The organism is Hyphomicrobium sp. GJ21 (assembly GCF_001006785.1).
Lineage (GTDB): Bacteria > Pseudomonadota > Alphaproteobacteria > Rhizobiales > Hyphomicrobiaceae > Hyphomicrobium_B.
Genome location: NZ_CDHO01000003.1, coordinates 1208406 through 1224999 on the forward strand (window position 1 = coordinate 1208406; position 16594 = coordinate 1224999).

15 protein-coding genes are annotated in these 16594 nt (G+C 60.7%); 8 read left to right on the forward strand and 7 right to left on the reverse strand.

Annotated elements, in window-relative coordinates; translation table 11 throughout:
* Positions 1 to 3 precede the first annotated feature (3 nt).
* Entirely contained in the window at positions 4 to 1431 is a 1428-nt protein-coding gene (locus HYPGJ_RS14060; RefSeq protein ID WP_046847701.1) for a DUF4339 domain-containing protein, read from the reverse strand.
* A 240-nt stretch (positions 1432 to 1671) separates the two neighbouring features.
* On the opposite strand from HYPGJ_RS14060, the gene ndk reads away from it, so the two are divergent.
* Together ndk and HYPGJ_RS14070 are read left to right on the forward strand one after the other, a co-directional pair.
* On the forward strand, positions 1672 to 2094 hold the full coding sequence (gene ndk / locus HYPGJ_RS14065) for a nucleoside-diphosphate kinase (RefSeq protein ID WP_013216810.1): 423 nt from the start codon (positions 1672 to 1674) through the stop codon (positions 2092 to 2094).
* A 70-nt stretch (positions 2095 to 2164) separates the two neighbouring features.
* Positions 2165 to 2680, forward strand: coding sequence for a DinB family protein (locus tag HYPGJ_RS14070; RefSeq protein ID WP_046848424.1), 516 nt, complete (start codon positions 2165 to 2167; stop codon positions 2678 to 2680).
* Positions 2681 to 2855: 175 nt separating this feature from the next.
* Here HYPGJ_RS14070 and HYPGJ_RS14075 read toward each other — a convergent pair whose 3' ends face one another.
* From HYPGJ_RS14075 to HYPGJ_RS14095, 5 genes are all read right to left on the reverse strand, one after another.
* Complete coding sequence (locus tag HYPGJ_RS14075) at positions 2856 to 3056, reverse strand: hypothetical protein (RefSeq protein WP_046847702.1); 201 nt, start codon at positions 3054 to 3056, stop codon at positions 2856 to 2858.
* A gap of 339 nt (positions 3057 to 3395) precedes the next feature.
* Complete coding sequence (locus HYPGJ_RS14080) at positions 3396 to 4757, reverse strand: cytochrome P450 (protein WP_046848425.1); 1362 nt, start codon at positions 4755 to 4757, stop codon at positions 3396 to 3398.
* 198 nt (positions 4758 to 4955) lie between these two features.
* Complete coding sequence (purN, locus tag HYPGJ_RS14085; protein ID WP_046847703.1) at positions 4956 to 5612, reverse strand: phosphoribosylglycinamide formyltransferase; 657 nt, start codon at positions 5610 to 5612, stop codon at positions 4956 to 4958.
* Between the two features lie 53 nt (positions 5613 to 5665).
* On the reverse strand, positions 5666 to 6745 hold the full coding sequence (locus HYPGJ_RS14090; protein WP_046847704.1) for a glycosyltransferase family 1 protein: 1080 nt from the start codon (positions 6743 to 6745) through the stop codon (positions 5666 to 5668).
* Between the two features lie 225 nt (positions 6746 to 6970).
* Positions 6971 to 7231 carry a hypothetical protein gene (locus tag HYPGJ_RS14095; protein ID WP_046847705.1) on the reverse strand — a complete coding sequence of 87 codons (261 nt, stop codon included), beginning with the start codon at positions 7229 to 7231 and terminating at the stop codon, positions 6971 to 6973.
* Between the two features lie 226 nt (positions 7232 to 7457).
* Between HYPGJ_RS14095 and HYPGJ_RS14100 the strand changes: the two genes are divergently transcribed.
* On the forward strand, positions 7458 to 9275 hold the full coding sequence (locus HYPGJ_RS14100) for a methanol/ethanol family PQQ-dependent dehydrogenase (RefSeq protein WP_046847706.1): 1818 nt from the start codon (positions 7458 to 7460) through the stop codon (positions 9273 to 9275).
* A 38-nt stretch (positions 9276 to 9313) separates the two neighbouring features.
* Here the strand turns inward: HYPGJ_RS14100 and purM are convergent, their stop codons facing one another.
* Entirely contained in the window at positions 9314 to 10444 is a 1131-nt protein-coding gene (gene purM / locus HYPGJ_RS14105) for a phosphoribosylformylglycinamidine cyclo-ligase (protein ID WP_046847707.1), read from the reverse strand.
* A gap of 216 nt (positions 10445 to 10660) precedes the next feature.
* Here purM and HYPGJ_RS14110 point away from each other — a divergent pair, with 216 nt between their 5' ends.
* From HYPGJ_RS14110 to HYPGJ_RS14130, 5 genes are all read left to right on the forward strand, one after another.
* Positions 10661 to 11779: a DUF2066 domain-containing protein gene (locus HYPGJ_RS14110; protein WP_244466157.1), complete on the forward strand. Its 1119-nt coding sequence runs from the start codon at positions 10661 to 10663 to the stop codon at positions 11777 to 11779.
* Positions 11780 to 11954: 175 nt separating this feature from the next.
* The gene (locus HYPGJ_RS14115) at positions 11955 to 12509 is read left to right on the forward strand and encodes a CDP-alcohol phosphatidyltransferase family protein (protein ID WP_046847709.1); all 555 of its coding nucleotides are present in this window, start codon (positions 11955 to 11957) and stop codon (positions 12507 to 12509) included.
* 53 nt (positions 12510 to 12562) lie between these two features.
* The gene (locus HYPGJ_RS14120) at positions 12563 to 13636 is read left to right on the forward strand and encodes an AI-2E family transporter (protein WP_046847710.1); all 1074 of its coding nucleotides are present in this window, start codon (positions 12563 to 12565) and stop codon (positions 13634 to 13636) included.
* Between the two features lie 15 nt (positions 13637 to 13651).
* Positions 13652 to 14326: a DnaA/Hda family protein gene (locus tag HYPGJ_RS14125; protein WP_013216798.1), complete on the forward strand. Its 675-nt coding sequence runs from the start codon at positions 13652 to 13654 to the stop codon at positions 14324 to 14326.
* An 89-nt stretch (positions 14327 to 14415) separates the two neighbouring features.
* Positions 14416 to 16587 carry an RNA degradosome polyphosphate kinase gene (locus tag HYPGJ_RS14130; RefSeq protein WP_046847711.1) on the forward strand — a complete coding sequence of 724 codons (2172 nt, stop codon included), beginning with the start codon at positions 14416 to 14418 and terminating at the stop codon, positions 16585 to 16587.
* Positions 16588 to 16594 lie beyond the last annotated feature (7 nt).

Consider the following 16594-nt stretch of genomic DNA (forward strand, 5'->3'; position numbering starts at 1 on the left):
GCGTCAGCCCGACACGACGGGCTTGAGCGTCTCATACAACAGGCGATCGCGGGTTGCTTTGTCCTGTACCGCGAGGTGAGCGACGAACCACTCCTGCACCATCTTGCAGACCTGCTCCGGCTCGCGCTTGGCGAGCAGCTTCGGATTGGAAAAGACCTGAAGGTCGTCTTCCTTCCAGCCGAGCTTGGCAAGTTCCTTGATCAGCACGTCATAGTCGCTCTTGACGGCCGAGTCGTGCTTCACCGGATTCTTGCGGCCTTCGGAAATCGCCTGGAAGATCGCGTCAGCCTGGGCATTGAGCGCCGTCGCCGTTTCCGGATGCTCCATCATTTGCACGACGGCAGGGCTCGTCTCGCCTTTGGAAATGAAGCCGAAACAGGCGCTCACGCTTTGCGAGCGGAGCGACTTCAGATGTGCGAGAAATGCGACCGCGATGGCCTGCAGCTTTTCAGAGCTGGCCGCGAGCGCCTTGTCGGCGTTCTGACGGCGGAGATTGACAAGGCCCTGCGCGAGCGACATCGCGACTTCGTTGTCGGACTTCTTATCGGCGACCATCTTGTTCGCCGTGGAAATCTGCGACGTGTACCAATCCGGATATTCGGACTTGATCAGCTCCCAAACCGGCACTTTCTGCAGGCGCCCGTCGAGCGACGATCCATCGATGGCGGCCGGAGGCGCAGGCTCCGGCGCCTCGGGTTCAACGGCGGCAACCTGCATGTCCGATCGACCCTGTGGCGCAACGCTCGTTCCGCCGAGCTTCGAGACGGAAGCCGTCGTCGTTTGTGGATCACTTGAGGACGGGGTCTGTTGCGGTTGCGCCGGGCTCTCGGCAGTCTGCTGCTGAGGTTCCGGCGTTGCGGCCGGAATGACATCGTTGGGGGCTGGCGGCGTCGGCTCGGAATTCGCCGCATCGGCTTTCGGCTGCGCGTCGGCAAGCTTCGCCTCGTCCGGCGCCGCGACGACAGGCGCCTGGTCGCCGCTTGCAGGATCGGATGCGCCCGAGACAATCTCCATCAGCGGGCCATGATAGGTCGCAAGCGCAAACGCGCCGCCGCCGATTACCGTCAGCGCAACACTTGCGATGGCAAGACGCTTGACGAGATTGCCGCGTTGCGGGCGCGCGTCTGCGCCGTCGAAACCGGAATGAGGAGCATACTGCGCCGACGAATTGGATTGCGCCGTATACGTCGGAGCGGGCGCCGCGCGATGCGCTTGCGGGATAGCCTGAGGCTGTTCGCTGCCGCCGTGAAACGCCGCCGGGAAAACAGCGGGTGCGGCTTGCCATTCAGACATGCCAGGGCGCCAGATCAGATCCGTTTGGCGAAGGTAGCTATGCGCGATGAAGGTTCGCAGCTCAACATCGGTCAAGGGACCGTGCTGTTTGCCATCCCGTGCAATATACCACTGAATGTCGTCGGCTTGTCCGGTCATTCTCGCTTCTTCGCACACGCGGGTCTCTCAACCCGTTTCAAGAGACCGAGTGTTCCCCCCGGCCACACTGTTCACAGCCAGTTGCGCGCGTCAATCAGGCGATTATGCGGTGAACCGGTCAAATTTCGTGCGACGTGCAACCGACTGCTTCAACTCGACCGCCTCCGCGCGCTTGCCGGTGTGAACCCTCGCGGTTATAAGCCCGCCAACTCTCAGGAAACCGCAAAGCGAGGCAGACTTATGGCCGTTGAACGTACGTTTTCAATTATTAAGCCGGACGCAACGCGCCGCAATCTGACCGGCAAGATCAACGCCGTGATCGAAGGGGCCGGCCTCCGCATCGTCGCTCAGAAGCGCGTGCGCTGGACCCGGGCGCAGGCCGAGAAATTCTACGAGGAACACAAGGCGCGTCCGTTCTACGGCGAACTCGTGGATTTCATGACGTCCGGCCCGATCGTTCTGCAGGTGCTGGAAGGCGAGAATGCGATCGCCAAGTATCGCGAAGTCATGGGCGCGACCGACCCCAAGGAAGCCGCCGAAGGAACGGTTCGCAAGCTCTTCGCGGAATCGAAGGGTTCGAACTCGACGCACGGTTCGGACAGCCCTGCTGCCGCCGATCGCGAAATCGCGCTGAACTTCCGCCTCGACGAAATCGTCGGCTAAGCGCGTCGATACAATTCTCCGGGTGGCGCTATGAGCAGTGCCGCCCGGCCTCCGATGCGAGGTGCAGGCAATGATCTCAGCCGCCTACGTTCAAACGATGGCTCGCTACAACGCGTGGCAAAATCGGAACGTCTACGATGCGGCGGAAAAATTGACCGATGCCCAACGCCGCGAAAATCGCGGCGCATTCTTCGGTTCGATCCACGCCACGCTGAACCATCTCTTGTGGGCCGATCAGATATGGCTGTCGCGCTTCGGCGCGGCTTCCCCGCCTGCCGCGCGGACAATTCCGGACGGGCTGATCGCAATCGATGGCTGGGACGAACTCGCAAGGGCGCGTCTGCGCTTCGACGACCAGATCCAACGCTGGGCTGATGGCATCGACGACGCAGCCCTCGCGGGCGACGTCAGCTGGTTTTCGGCAGTCGCGGGCCGCGAATTATCGGCTTCAAAAGCACTGCTCGTCGCCCATCTCTTCAATCATCAGACACACCATCGCGGTCAGGTGAATGCGCTGCTGACCGGATTTGGCATCGATCCTGGCGTGACCGATCTGCCGTTTGGTTCGGCCGTCAAAAGGATCTGATCGGGCCGCTCGCTATGTCGAACGGCAACCTGAATATTCACAGATTGTGCTTCTGAATTAGATCGCCGCAAGGGCCGCCGGAACTCTATACGTCGGTCGGCCCTCGGGGCGCTTCGCCCGGTTCTGTACGGGTGTGGAGGTCACGCACCTCAACGATCCGGACGGTAACCGGCGCTTAGGCGGCCGCGACCCAACTGCCAGCGACGAACCCGAAGGCGACTGCATCGGGATTGCGGCGTGCAGTTTCGATGAGTTTTTCTGGCGCTTCGACGACAAGCGTATGCGAGTGCTTGCCTTGGAATGTCGTTTTGCGCGATCTCGCTCCCGTGAGCAAAAATACGGGCTTACCGAGGACTGTGGTTTTCACGGACTCCATGGCCGGGGGGTCTCCTGGAGTTGGAACCAAGTATTTACAAGTTAACTGACGCTCAGAATTCCTTGATAAATCTATAACGTGCCCAGACTATGACAGCATTAACCTCATGCGTACACCTGCAACTCTCGCAGATGCGAGGCTGCGGCAGCGGCGGTTTGCAATTCTCTGAGAATTTCCAGGAGGCAGGTGTGATGATGCAGTGCCGTATGAAGCTGTGGAAAACCAGCTCAACGCCTGCAAACGCGCAGGCTTGGCGCCATCACGTTTAGGTGATGCGTTTCGTCGGGTTGGGACGTTAGACAAAAATAGTGGAGGCGACACGCGCCTCCAGCTTGCAGATCAGCCCAGCTCTCTGATCTTGAAGGGCAGGCCGCCCTTCGGCGTCAGCGTCACGGTCGCGTTGAGGCGCGCTGGATCGGTGCCGACGTATTCCGGCCGGAACCGGCGAAGCAGCAGCGACAGCGCCAGCGTATTTTCGACCTGGCTCATCGCGCCGCCGATGCACGAACGCTTGCCGCCGCCGAACGGAATGTAGCTGTACTTGACCTGCTTCTTCGCGTTGCCCGCCATCCAACGCTCGGGCTGGAACGACTCGGGATCCGGCCAGAACTTCGGATTGTGGTGGGCGGCGTAAGCAAAGAGCGTGACGCGATCGCCGGGATTGATCTTGACGCCGCCGATCTCATCTTCGCCGACCGCAACGCGGATCAGGCCCCAGATGGGCGGATAGATACGCATCGTTTCCTGAATGACGGCGCGCGTATAGACGAGGCCCGAGTAGTCGGCGGCCGTCGGCTCGCGGTCGCCATAAACTTCCTCGCCCTCGCGGCGGATGCGCTCGGCCGCTTCGGGACGACGCGACGTTTCGTAGAGTGCCCAGGCGAGCGTCAGGGCCGTCGTCTCGGTGCCGGCCCAGAGGTACTGCTTGAGTTCGTCGACCGCCTGCGCGGCGTCGAATTCCGGAACCGACGGATCGTCAACGGCGTCCTGGATCATCTTCAGCAGCGTGCGCTCGCGCTCCTCGCGCGGGTCCGCGCCGATCACGGCCGGCGGCACGCTCGCCCAGACTTCCATCGCCTTTGCTGCGTTTTCTTCCGTCATCTCGAACACTTCGCCCGCCTGCTTGCGCAAGCGAATGTCGCGATGGTTCATCACGTCGGTGTACGTCTTCACGCACTTGAACACGACGTGCGGATTGAATGGCATGTTCCGATCGAACAGCGCCTTGCAGATCATGTCCGCAGCAAGCGTCCACGTCTGCTCGACCATTTCGACCGTCTCGCCGCTTTTCGCGAGATCGCCCCACAGCGCCATCTTCGTATCGATGGCCTTGAGGAAGTACGGGATGTACTCGGCGAACATATCGGGATGGAACGCCGGCTGCTGCGGCATACGGATCTTCTGCCAGAGCACGCCGTCGTTCGTGATCATCGATTTGCCGAAGATCGGCTTCAACCCGTCGAAGTATTTGACGTAGTTGTCGACCTTCGTGACCAGCACATGCTTGAAGTATTCGGGCTCTGAAATGAGAACGACGCGCTGGTTCGCCATGTTGACCGGCAGCACCGGTCCATAGCGATCCATCATGTGCATGAGGATACGCATCGGGTTTTCCGGATCGCCCCGCAGCAACGGCGTGAGCTTGAACCAGATGCTCGACTCCTCGCCAAGCCCGATGGTGTGGCTGGGTGTCGTTTCCATTTTCATGCCTCCATTTCGGAGCAGCGAACCCGTGCCTTGGAGCGCAGCCGCTAGGCGCTTTTGAACAACCAGCTAAACTCGGGTCGGCACTTCAATTTCCCGGATATCCCTCATCGGGCAACTTAAAAATACCACGCTTCGGGGGGGAGCTGTCCATGCGACCGCCAGCGCAAGGTAACTAGAAAGTAGTTTTCCACTTCATAGACTTGGTGAATAAATCGGCAAACCCGGGTTACTCTCATGAAGTGTAATGACTTTTTCGCCTTCGACCCGCGCGAGCCCCGAAGCCACCAGCTTTAACGATGCCGGGTATAGACGATGCTCTGCGGCAAGGACGCGCGCCGCAAGTGTTGCCGGATCATCACCGCTGAGCACCGGGACGGCGGCCTGGCCGATGATCGGACCCTCATCCATTTCGGTCCGCACGAAGTGAACGGTGCAGCCGGCGATCTTCACGCCTGCAGCTAGCGCGCGCTCGTGCGTATGCAACCCCTTGAAGCTCGGCAGCAGTGACGGATGGATGTTGATCATCCTGTCGCGCCAATGTTCGACGAAGTCCGACGTCATCAGCCGCATGAAGCCCGCAAGCGCTACGAGCTCGGTCCCAGCCGCCGCGAGTGCATCCTGAAGCGCCGCCTCGAAAGCGTCCCGCGTTTTATATTTCTTATGATCGATCGCGAGTGTCGGCAGCCCGCGCGCGTTTGCCCATTCGAGGCCAGCAGCGTCCGGCCGATTGGATGCGATCAGGACGATTTCTGCGGGATAATCGTCGGCCTGCGCAGCCTCAACGAGCGACTGCATGTTCGAGCCGCGGCCCGAAATCAGAATAGCGGTGCGAACTTTTTTGAACGTCATGGATGCGGCTTAGCACACCCGGAATGGAAAGTGCGAGAGCGTGCCTCGAAGCCTTAAGCGATCGGCTTAGGGCTCCCTTTGATCTGAGGCGATTTACCCTTGGCTTTAACGGACCGCCCGGCCGGCCTCGCGGCGCCGCGTGCCCGGTAGACGTTGTCGATGAAGATTTCGCCGACGCTCGACCAGTCGAAATTCTTCGCTTCGGCGCGGACCTTGAGCGGATCGAGTTCAAGCGCCTGCAACGCCGCCTCGCGGAGGTCTTCCGACAATATGCCGGTAAGGCCCGGCGTTACGATATCGATCGGACCCATCACCGGAAAAGCCGCAATCGGCAGGCCGGATGCCATGGCCTCCAGCATCACCAAGCCGAAGGTATCGGTCCGGCTTGGGAAAACAAAAACATCCGCCGCCCTATACTCAGCCGCGAGCGCGTCGCCCGTCTTCGCGCCTTTAAATTCGACCTCCGGATGCTGCTCCTTCAGCGCGTTCAGGAGGGGACCGTCGCCGACGACCACCTTGCGTCCAGGCAGGTCGAGATCGAGGAAGGCACCGATGTTTTTTTCCGGAGAAACCCGGCCGACATAGAGAAACGTCGGCATCGCGGTATTTCTTTCGACGTTCGATCGTGGATGGAACAACGTCGTGTCGACGCCGCGCGCCCAGAGCATCAGCCGCTCGAATCCGCGCCGCTCCAGTTCGGTCTTGAGCGACGGCGTCGCGACGAACGTACCGATGCTGCGACGATGAAAGCGCCGCTGCACGTGATAGCTGATGGATGCGGGCAAGCCGATGTAGGTTTCCATGTACTCGGGAAAGCGCGTGTGAAACGATGTCGTGAAGCGAATTCCGTAACGCAGGCAGATTGCGCGCGTCGCCCAGCCGATCGGTCCTTCCGTCGCGATATGCACATGCTCGACGCCGCTTCTGAGAACGTACTCGGAGATCCGGCGCATGTTCGGCACCGCTAGCCGTATCTCGCGATATCCGGGACAAGGCAGTGTCATGAAGTCGGACGGCGAGAGCACGACGACCTCGTGGCCCGACTCCTCCAGCGCATTCCGCAGATTTTCATAAGTCCGAACGACGCCGTTGATCTGCGGCCGCCAGGCATCGGTGGCGATCAGGATGCGCATCGCTCGACTCCCAGGCGGGACGCAGTGCGCACGGAGAGGCGGGTGGGCTTGTACGAGCCGCGCTCCCGGCCAGCCGCCGAGCACGAGAGCCTGTGGAATTGAGGGCGCTGCTGCAAAGGCTGTTCCGAATCTGTCCGAACACCTCTGCTTGTGACGCCCGCCTTTTTCGTTTGTATGACAGCCCCGGCGTAAACCCGGTCCGCAGCCGGTTTGACGGATATTCGGTTAACTTTGCAGCGGACTTGCGAAGGCGTCTTCCGAGCCGGGAAGTCGCCGCCAGGTCATATATGCGCGGATGTCGGTCAGCTGGCCGTCCGCGAGCCGCGCCATGGGCGGCGCGTCGTTGTCGTTATGAACGATGCGAGCCGAGATCCATCTCTCCGTAAAATCAGAGGATGACCCGCTAAGTCCCAAACGGGAGATGCGATATTTAATCTCGATGAGCTCTCCGACCATCAAAGTCGCGGTGGAAGGATAGGCCGTCATCTGAAACCTCGGGGGAAGTTGATTCGTCCGCGGAGGCTACGTTTCAAATCTTTCAATTCGGTGGCAGTCGAAGGGCGCTTTTGCGGGCAGTGTGCTCGCGCGCGTGGTTTCGCCCCGGCTTGCGGCAATGGGGGCAACCGCCGGCTTCTTGATCGACCAAGCCAACGCTCAGTACTTTCGACGAGAACAATGGCTGCGGATGTGCCGCGCACGACCGGAGACTGGCATGATCGATTGCAGATGGGGCGCGATCGCAGTTGCGATGCTCGCATATTCTCCTTGTGCACATGCAAATCAGAACGTCACCCAGCTTTCACGCAATCCTGAAAATTGGGCGATCCAGTCGGGAGACTATGCCGGCACGCGATATTCTGCGCTCGATCAGATCACGACCGCCAACGTCGGCGAACTGAAGGTCGCCTGGACCTTTTCGACCGGCGCGCTTCGCGGTCACGAGGGCGGCCCGCTCGTGATCGGCAATATCATGTACGTGCATACGCCCTTTCCGAACGCGGTGATGGCGCTCGATCTCAACGACGAGCAGAAGATCATCTGGAAGTACGAGCCGAAGCAGGACGCATCCGTCATTGCCGTGATGTGCTGCGATACGGTCAATCGCGGCGTCCAGTATGCCGAAGGCAAAATCCTGCTGCACACGGCGGACACGTCTCTGATCGCACTTGACGCCAAGACAGGCACCGAACTGTGGAAGGTGATGGATGGCGATCCGAAGCAAGGCGCGACGGGAACTGGCGCTCCGCTGATCGCGAAGGACAAAGTCATCGTCGGCGTATCGGGCGGCGAGTTCGGTGTGCGCGGCTATCTCACGGCGTACGATCTGTATTCGGGCAACAGGATCTGGCGTGCCTATTCGATGGGACCCGATTCCGACATTCTGGTCGATCCGGAAAAGACCACGTCGCTTGGCAAGCCGGTCGGCGAAAATTCCTCGCTCGACACCTGGAACGGCAATCAGTGGGAAATCGGCGGCGGTCCGACGTGGGGCTACATGGCCTACGATCCCGAGTTCAATCTGATCTACTACGGCACTGGAAACCCATCGACGTGGAACCCCGCGCAGCGCGCTGGGCCGGATCGCAAGCCGATCGACCAGAAATGGGCGATGGCGATATTCGCACGCGACCTCGACACAGGCGTTGCGAAGTGGGCGTATCAAATGACGCCGTTCGACCAGTGGGACTACGACGGAATCAATGAGCCGATCCCGGCGGATCTCGAAATCAACGGCCGCATGCGCAAGGCGGTCACGCATTTCGACCGCAACGGCTTCGCCTACACCTTGGATCGCGTGACGGGGGAGCTTCTCGTCGCTGACAAATTCGATGCTTCAGTGAATTGGGCGTCCGAAATCGACATGGACAAGTCGAGCCCGACCTACGGCCGCCCGAAGCTCCTCGAAAAATATGAGCCTTTCAAAACCGGCGTCGATGAAGTCACCAAAGGCATCTGCCCGTCGTCGCTCGGCGCAAAAAATCAGCAGCCTGCGTCCTATTCGAAGCTGACGGGCCTTTTCTACGTGCCGACCAACCACCTCTGCATGGACTACGAGCCGTTCAAGGTGCGCTATACCGCCGGACAGCCTTACGTCGGCGCGACGCTCGCGATGTATCCAGCGCCCGATACGCCCGATCTCGGTAACTTCATCGCGTGGGATGGCGCGAAAGGCAAAATCGTCTGGTCGAAACCTGAGCGCTTTTCGGTCTGGTCCGGAGCCCTGACGACAGCGGGCGGCGTCGCGTTTTATGGAACGCTCGAAGGCTATTTCAAAGCCGTCGACCAGAAGGACGGCCGGGAGCTGTTCAAGTTCAAGACGCCGTCCGGCATCGTCGGCAACGCGATGACGTACATGCACGGCGGCAAACAGTACGTCGCGGTTTATTCCGGCGTCGGCGGCTGGGCGGGCATCGGCCTCGCTGCCGATCTGACCAATCCGGAAGACGGCTCGGGAGCGGTCGGCGGATTTGCTAGTCTCTCCGCATACACAAGCGCAGGCGGCTCGCTCACCGTATTCGCGTTGCCTTGACGGCTGATGTTCAAATCTGACGCAACGGCTCTCTCGCTTCAGCCGAACTGAAGCTTCCCGTCATATTTCACAGCCCAGGCCTCGCCCTTGCCCTTGGCCTCGGATTTCTCGCCGGTCGGCGGCACGACGTCTCCGACAACGACCGGATCTTCGCCCGCCGATTTGAGCGCCGCGATGACCTCATCGGCGCGCGCCTTGCTTACGATGACGATCATGCCGATGCCGCAGTTGAAGGTGCGCAGCATCTCCACGTCGTCAAGCTGTCCCTCTTTCGCGAGCCACCCGAAAACCGCTGGTGCTTTGAACGATGAAAGATCGATCCGCGCAGAAGCATCCTTCGGCATCACGCGCGGCAGATTTTCCGACAAACCGCCGCCGGTGATGTGCGACAGGGCCTTGATCGCGCCATTTGCGCCAGACCCGCCGGTCGCGCGGATCGCATCGAGCAGCGGCTTGACGTAAATGCGCGTCGGCGTCAGCAGCGCTTCCGCATAGGTTTGACCATGCGCGAAGGACGCCGTGGCGCTCCAGTCGATCCCCGCACGTTCCGCGAGCTTGCGAACCAGACTGTAGCCGTTGGAATGCACGCCCGACGACTTGAGCCCGATCAGAACGTCGCCGACGGCAATGTCCGCACGCGGAAGGATTTCCCCGCGCTCTACCGCTCCGACTGAGAAGCCCGCGAGGTCATAGTCGCCCGCCTTATACATGCCGGGCATTTCGGCCGTTTCGCCGCCGATCAGTGCGCAGCCCGCTTGCTTGCAGCCTTCCGCGATGCCCGCGATGACGTCGCGCGCTACATGCGTGTCGAGTTTCCCGACCGCGAAGTAATCGAGAAAGAATAACGGCTCCGCGCCCTGCACGACGAGATCGTTGACGCACATCGCAACGAGATCGATGCCGATCGTCGAATGCTGCCCGCTGTCGATGGCGATCTTGAGCTTGGTTCCGACGCCGTCGTTGGCGGCAACGAGAATGGGATCGCGAAATCCCGCCCGCTTCAAATCGAACAGCCCGCCGAAGCCTCCGAGGTCGACGTCCGCGCCCGCCCGGCTCGTGGCTTTGGCGAGCGGCTTGATCGCGGCGACGAGCGCGTTCCCGGCATCGATGTCGACACCGGCGTCGGCGTAAGTCATCGGCTTCTGGGATTTATCTGTGGGCGACGACATCTATCCTCGGAAAAAATTAGAGCGAGGCGGAAGCCTCAGCATCTTTGTGGGCGAAGCGAGCGTGGCGTGTCGTTAAACTCACTTTTGCCCCATTGCCAACACGTCATGGCGGTCGTAGCAGCCCTGACGAATGAGGGCAACGAAGCCTCCGCCGACTGAGGCATTCGGGCCGGGGTATCCACGACGAAGGGGAATGCAGTGCGCGCCGGTCGCTCCTTGGCAGTTGCTTTAACCTTCTGGGCGATAGCTGCGGCTTTGACGGGGCATGCGACTGCCGCCGGCTCCAATATGGCCTACACGGTCGCCAACTACCCGGTCGAGGCGACGGCCGGCAATGCCGTGGCGGCCAAACAGCAGGCGCTGGCCGATGGTCAGCAGGCCGCGTTCCGCTCCCTTCTGAAACGCATCGTTCCGGTCACGGCCTATAAGCAACTCACGCGCATCTCCAACGTCAAGGCCGCCGATCTCGTGTCGGGCGTGACCGTGCGTTCCGAGCGCAACTCCGCGACCGCCTACATCGCGAACCTGGATTTCTCGTTTCAGCCCGACGGCGTGCGATCGCTCCTGTCGCACCAGGGCATTCCGTTCGTCGACGAGCAGGCGGCCCCGGTCACCGTCGTCACAGCGTCGCTACAAGGCGAACCCGCGAAACCAGCGAACGACAGTGGCGTCTGGCACCGCGCCTGGACGGGCCTCGATCTCGATCACACGATCACGCCCGTCAGCATCGCCGATCTGAAGCCCGACATACAATCCGACACGGTTGCGAAAGTGCTTGCTGGCGACGACGCAGGCCTGCGCGCCTTGAACGATGCCTACGGCACGAAACTGATCGTCCTGGCCGTCACCGAGCCCGACCTCGCGGCCAAGAAGCTCACGGTGACGCTGGCGGGCCGCGATACGGTGGGCACAATTCTGCTGAAGCGCACCTACCGCATCTCGGACGGCGACGTTGATTATGCCTCGCAGCTCGCAGCCGTCGTCGCGCTGGGCGTTCTTGAAGGCCGATGGAAGGCGACGAAATCCGGCGTCACGACGGCGGCTTCGCAGGCTGCGGCTGATACGCCCGTTTGGGAAGCCACGACCGGAGGCGGCGGCGAGGATGTGACATTCGTCGCCGAGTTTTCGAGCCCCGCGCAATGGGACCAGATTCGCACCCAGCTCCTCGACACCCCGGGCATCGACAGCCTCAACATTCTTTCGGTGTCGGACCACGATGCGAACATCACTTTGAAATTCACCGGCGGCATTCGTGGTCTTGCGAACACATTGGGTGCGCGCGGTCTTAGATTCGCAAATACTGAGACAGGCTGGGTTCTTAGACCGCGATATTGAGACTCAGGTGCGCGTATTGTTGGCATAAAAACCCCGCACCGGTGGTTTTTTTGCATCCATTTTCGCAGATGTGCTCGACGAGACGAACTCCAAGAGGCTAGGTAGGGTCGAGCAGTTCTGAACGAGCCGCGCAACCGAACGCGGGGGCGGCCGCGAGCACAGGATCCAATTCGGCGTGAGTATCCCTAATCTTATTACGCTTGGTCGCGTCATCCTCGTGCCCGTCGTGTTCTGGCTGCTGCTGACGGGAGAACTGCAGCCGGCGTTTCTTGCATTCGTCATCGCGGGCATCTCGGACGCCGTCGATGGATTTCTGGCGAAGCGTTTCGGCTGGGAAACCGAACTCGGCGCCTACCTCGATCCGCTGGCCGACAAGCTGCTGATCGTCTGCATATTCATCGCACTTGGTGTCACCGCGCGGCTGCCGTCCTGGCTTGTCATCCTCGTAGTGTCGCGCGACTTACTGATCATCATCGCCGTCGTTCTGTCGTGGCTGCTCGATCGTCCGACGCCGATGAAGCCGCTGGCCATCAGCAAGATCAACACCCTCGTACAGATCGTGCTTGCAGGCACCGTGCTGGCCGACGAAGCCTTCCTTCTGAACCTCAACGGACCGGTGCAGCTCCTGATCCTGCTCACCGCAGCGACGACCATCGCCTCTCTCGCAGTCTACCTGCGTGTCTGGCTGCATCACATGACGTATTCGGAATCGACGGACCCCAAGGCATAGAACCTCTCGCTCATTCCCGAAGCTCACAAATGCCGACTGGAGGAAAAGAAGCCATGCAGATTGAGCGGCACGCTCTGTTCTGGATCGTGACCGCCGTCGTGTTCCTCTATCTCGCGCAACTTCTCGCGCCGGTCCTGCTGCCGTTCGTCATCGGCCTCGTGCTCGCATATTTTTTCAATCCCGTCGTGGATGCGCTCCGCCGTTTAGGTATTCCGCGCTGGGCGTCATCCATTCTCCTGCTTGCGCTCGTCCTGTTTCTGATCGTCCTGGCGCTTGTGTTCCTCGTTCCGATCCTGGTGCAGCAGGCGGCGGGTCTCGTCGAAGCGGCCCCTCGCCAGATCGAACGTATCAAGCTGATGATCGAGACGAGCGCCCGCGATTATCTCGGGTCACGCTACCCCGAAGCGGAAGCAACCGTTCGCTCGGCGCTTGATTCGTTTGCCTCTTCGATGCCGTCGTTCATGGCCGGCGTTGCGCAAAGCATCTGGAACCAGGGCGCTGCGGCCTTTAACTTCGTCTCGTTCGTTCTGATCACGCCGATTGTCTTTTTCTACACGCTGAAGGACTGGCCGAAGATCATCGCCAGCGTCGACTCCTGGCTGCCGCGCGACAACGCAGGAGAGCTTCGCGCGCTCGCGGTGGAAATCAATCAGCGCGTTTCGGCCTTCATTCGCGGGCAAGGCGCAGTCTGTGTGCTGCTGGCGGCATTTTATGCCGTGGCATTGAGTTTGGCCGGCCTTGAATACGGCCTGCTCGTCGGATTGTTCACCGGACTTGCGGCCTTCATCCCTGTCGTCGGCTGGACGCTCGGCACGGCGACCGCGATCACGCTTGCGATATTGCAGTTCTGGCCCGAGACGATGCCGATCTTGATCGTCATCGGCATCATGCTCGCGGGCCAGGCGCTCGAGTCCGCGATCCTGTCTCCGAACATCATCGGCTCCGAGGTCGGGCTGCATCCCGTCTGGCTGATCTTCGCGTTGCTGACGTTCAGCTATCTGTTCGGATTTCTTGGTCTTCTCGTCGCCGTGCCGGTTTCCGCCGCAATCGGCGTGCTCGTACGCTTCGCGCTCAAGACGTATCTATCGTCTTCGGTCTACACCGGCCGCGACAGCGCTGAAGCATAAAGTGTCGATACCCTAATGGCGTCCATGCCGGAGCAACTCGTTTTTGAAATGCCGCATCGTGCCGCGATGGGGCTCGAGGACTTTCTCGTCTCGGACTCGAACGCGGCCGCCGTGGCTCTCATCGACCGCTGGCCGGATTGGCCCATCGGCGCGGCGATCCTTGTTGGACCAAGAGGCAGCGGAAAAACGCATCTCGCCAACGTCTGGCAACTTCGCTCCGAGGCGGCGCTGCACCCGGCGGCTTCGCTGACACGTGAAAACGTCCCGGCCGTCGCGTCGGCGGGAGCTGTCATAATTGAAAATATCGAGACGCTGACTGACGAAGCCGCTCTCTTTCACCTGCTCAATCTTGTGCGCGAGCAACGCTTGCAGGTCCTGCTGACGACCGACACCGCGCCGGGCGATCTCAAGATTGCGCTTCCTGACCTTCTTTCCCGGCTGAAGGCGCTGCCGCTGGCATCGATCGAGGCGCCGGACGACGCCCTTTTGCGCGCGGTTCTCGTCAAACTATTTGCCGATCGCCAATTGAGCGTCGAACCCCATATTGTTGACTATGTCCTGGTGCGCATGGAACGCTCGATGTCGGCCGCGGAGCGGTTCGTCGCCGAAGCGGATCGCCAGGCCCTCGTGCTGCAACGGCGTGTCACCCGCGCGATCGCGGCCGCGGCGCTCGATTCACTCGGATATTAGTCCAGCAGGCGCTTGTTTTGCGCCGCTTTCGCAATTTAGATGTAAACCAACGATCGGCCCTTCGGCCGAACTCAGAGTGCATCCCAATCATGGCTACCGCAAAGAGCAGAGGCGTCGCGAAATCAGGTGCCGAGGAGGTCCCGAAAGGACCGGATCGCTTTTACAATCGCGAGCTGTCTTGGCTGCAGTTCAACCGTCGCGTCGTCGAGGAAGCGGCCAACACGCAGCATCCATTGCTGGAACGCCTGCGCTTCCTGTCGATCGCCGCCGCGAACCTCGACGAATTCTACATGGTCCGCGCTGCCGGCGTTTACGGCCAAGTCCGTGCGGGCATCACCACGCTGTCACAAGACGGCATGACGCCGATGCAGCAGCTTGCGTCCATCAACAAGTTCGCGGCGAAGCTCGTCGCGGAAGAGCAGGCGCTCTGGCAGACGATCAAATCCGAGCTCTCCCAAGCTGGACTCTCGGTCCTGCAGGCGGAAGAGCTGTCCACCTCGGAACGCGATTGGCTCGAGCAACTGTTTCTGACACGCATATTCCCGATTCTGACACCGATCGCCGCCGACCCCGCGCATCCGTTCCCGTTTATCCCGAACAAGGCGATGGTGATCGTCGTGGAATTGGTCCGCCCGGCGGACGGCAAGGCCATGAACGGTCTGATCCCGATTCCCGGAGCGCTTGAACGATTTATTCGCCTCGAAACGAATCCCGCGAAGCCGAAAGACATTCGCTTCGTCCGTCTCGAAAGCGCCATCGGCCTTTTCATCGGCGAGCTTTTCTCGGGCTTCGATATCAAGAGCCAGGGCGCATTCCGCGTTCTGCGCGACAGCGATATCGAATTGCAGGAAGAGGCCGAGGATCTCGTTCGTTCCTATGAAAGCCAGTTGAAGCGGCGTCGGCGCGGCAACGTGATCCGCCTCGAGATCGAAGCGCGCATGCCGGAGCGCCTGCAGAAATTCGTCATTGAAGAATTGGAGGTGCGCGAGGAAAGCGTGTTCGTGAAGGACGGCATCCTTGCGCTCGCCGACACCTCGCAGCTGATCATCGGCGATCGCCCCGATCTGATGTTCAAGCCGTTCCCGATCCGCTTTCCCGAACGTATCCGGGAATTCAGCGGCGACTGCTTCGCGGCCGTGCGCAAGAAAGACATCGTCGTTCATCACCCTTACGAGAGCTTCGACGTCGTTGTTCAATATCTGCGTCAGGCCGTCGCCGATCCGAACGTCATGGCGATCAAGTGGACGCTTTATAGAACGTCACGCGACAGCCCCATCATTCAGGCGCTGAAGGAGGCGGTTGAAGCGGGTAAATCGGTGACCGCCGTGGTCGAGCTGAAGGCGCGCTTCGATGAGGCCGCGAACATCCGCTGGGCGCGCGATCTCGAAAGCGCAGGCGTCCATGTGGTTTATGGTTTCACCGAACTTAAGACGCACGCCAAGCTCGGACTGATCGTCCGCCGCGAAGGCAGCGAGCTGACGACGTACTGTCATATTGGTACGGGCAACTATCACCCGCAGACGGCGCGCGTTTACACCGACCTCTCGCTGTTTACGACCGATCCGGTGATCGCCCGCGACATCACGCGCATTCTGAATTTTGTGACAGGCTACGGCGAGCCGATCGAACTCGAATGCATGGCGGCAAGTCCGCACGGCATCCGCAATCGGATTATGACACACATCGCGGAAGAGATTCGCCACGCCAAGGCTGGCAAGCCGAGCGGCATCTGGTGGAAAATGAACTCGCTCGTCGATGCGCAGATTATTTCCGCGCTATATGACGCAAGCAACGCTGGCGTGCCGATTGATCTGATCGTGCGCGGCGTTTGCTGCCTGAAACCGGGCATTCCGGGCCTTTCAAGCAACATCCGTGTGAAAAGCATCGTCGGTCGCTTTCTAGAGCATGCCCGCATTTACTGTTTTGCAAACGGACGGCCCTTGCCTTCACCCGATGCCGCCGTCTACATCAGCTCCGCCGATATGATGCCGCGCAATCTCGACCGTCGCGTCGAGGCAATGGCGCCGGTGAAGAATCCTACCGTCCACGAGCAGGTGCTCAACCAGATCATGGTCGCGAACTTGAGAGACAACCAGCAGAGCTGGCGGATCAATCCGGACGGAAGCGCAACGCGGATCGCGCCGGAGCCCGGTGAGGAAGCCTTCAACGCTCATAAATATTTCATGACCAATCCGTCGCTCTCAGGTCGTGGGCAGTCGCTCAAAGAGAGCTTCCCGCTCCGCTTTCTGAAGCCGGATTGAGGTTGAG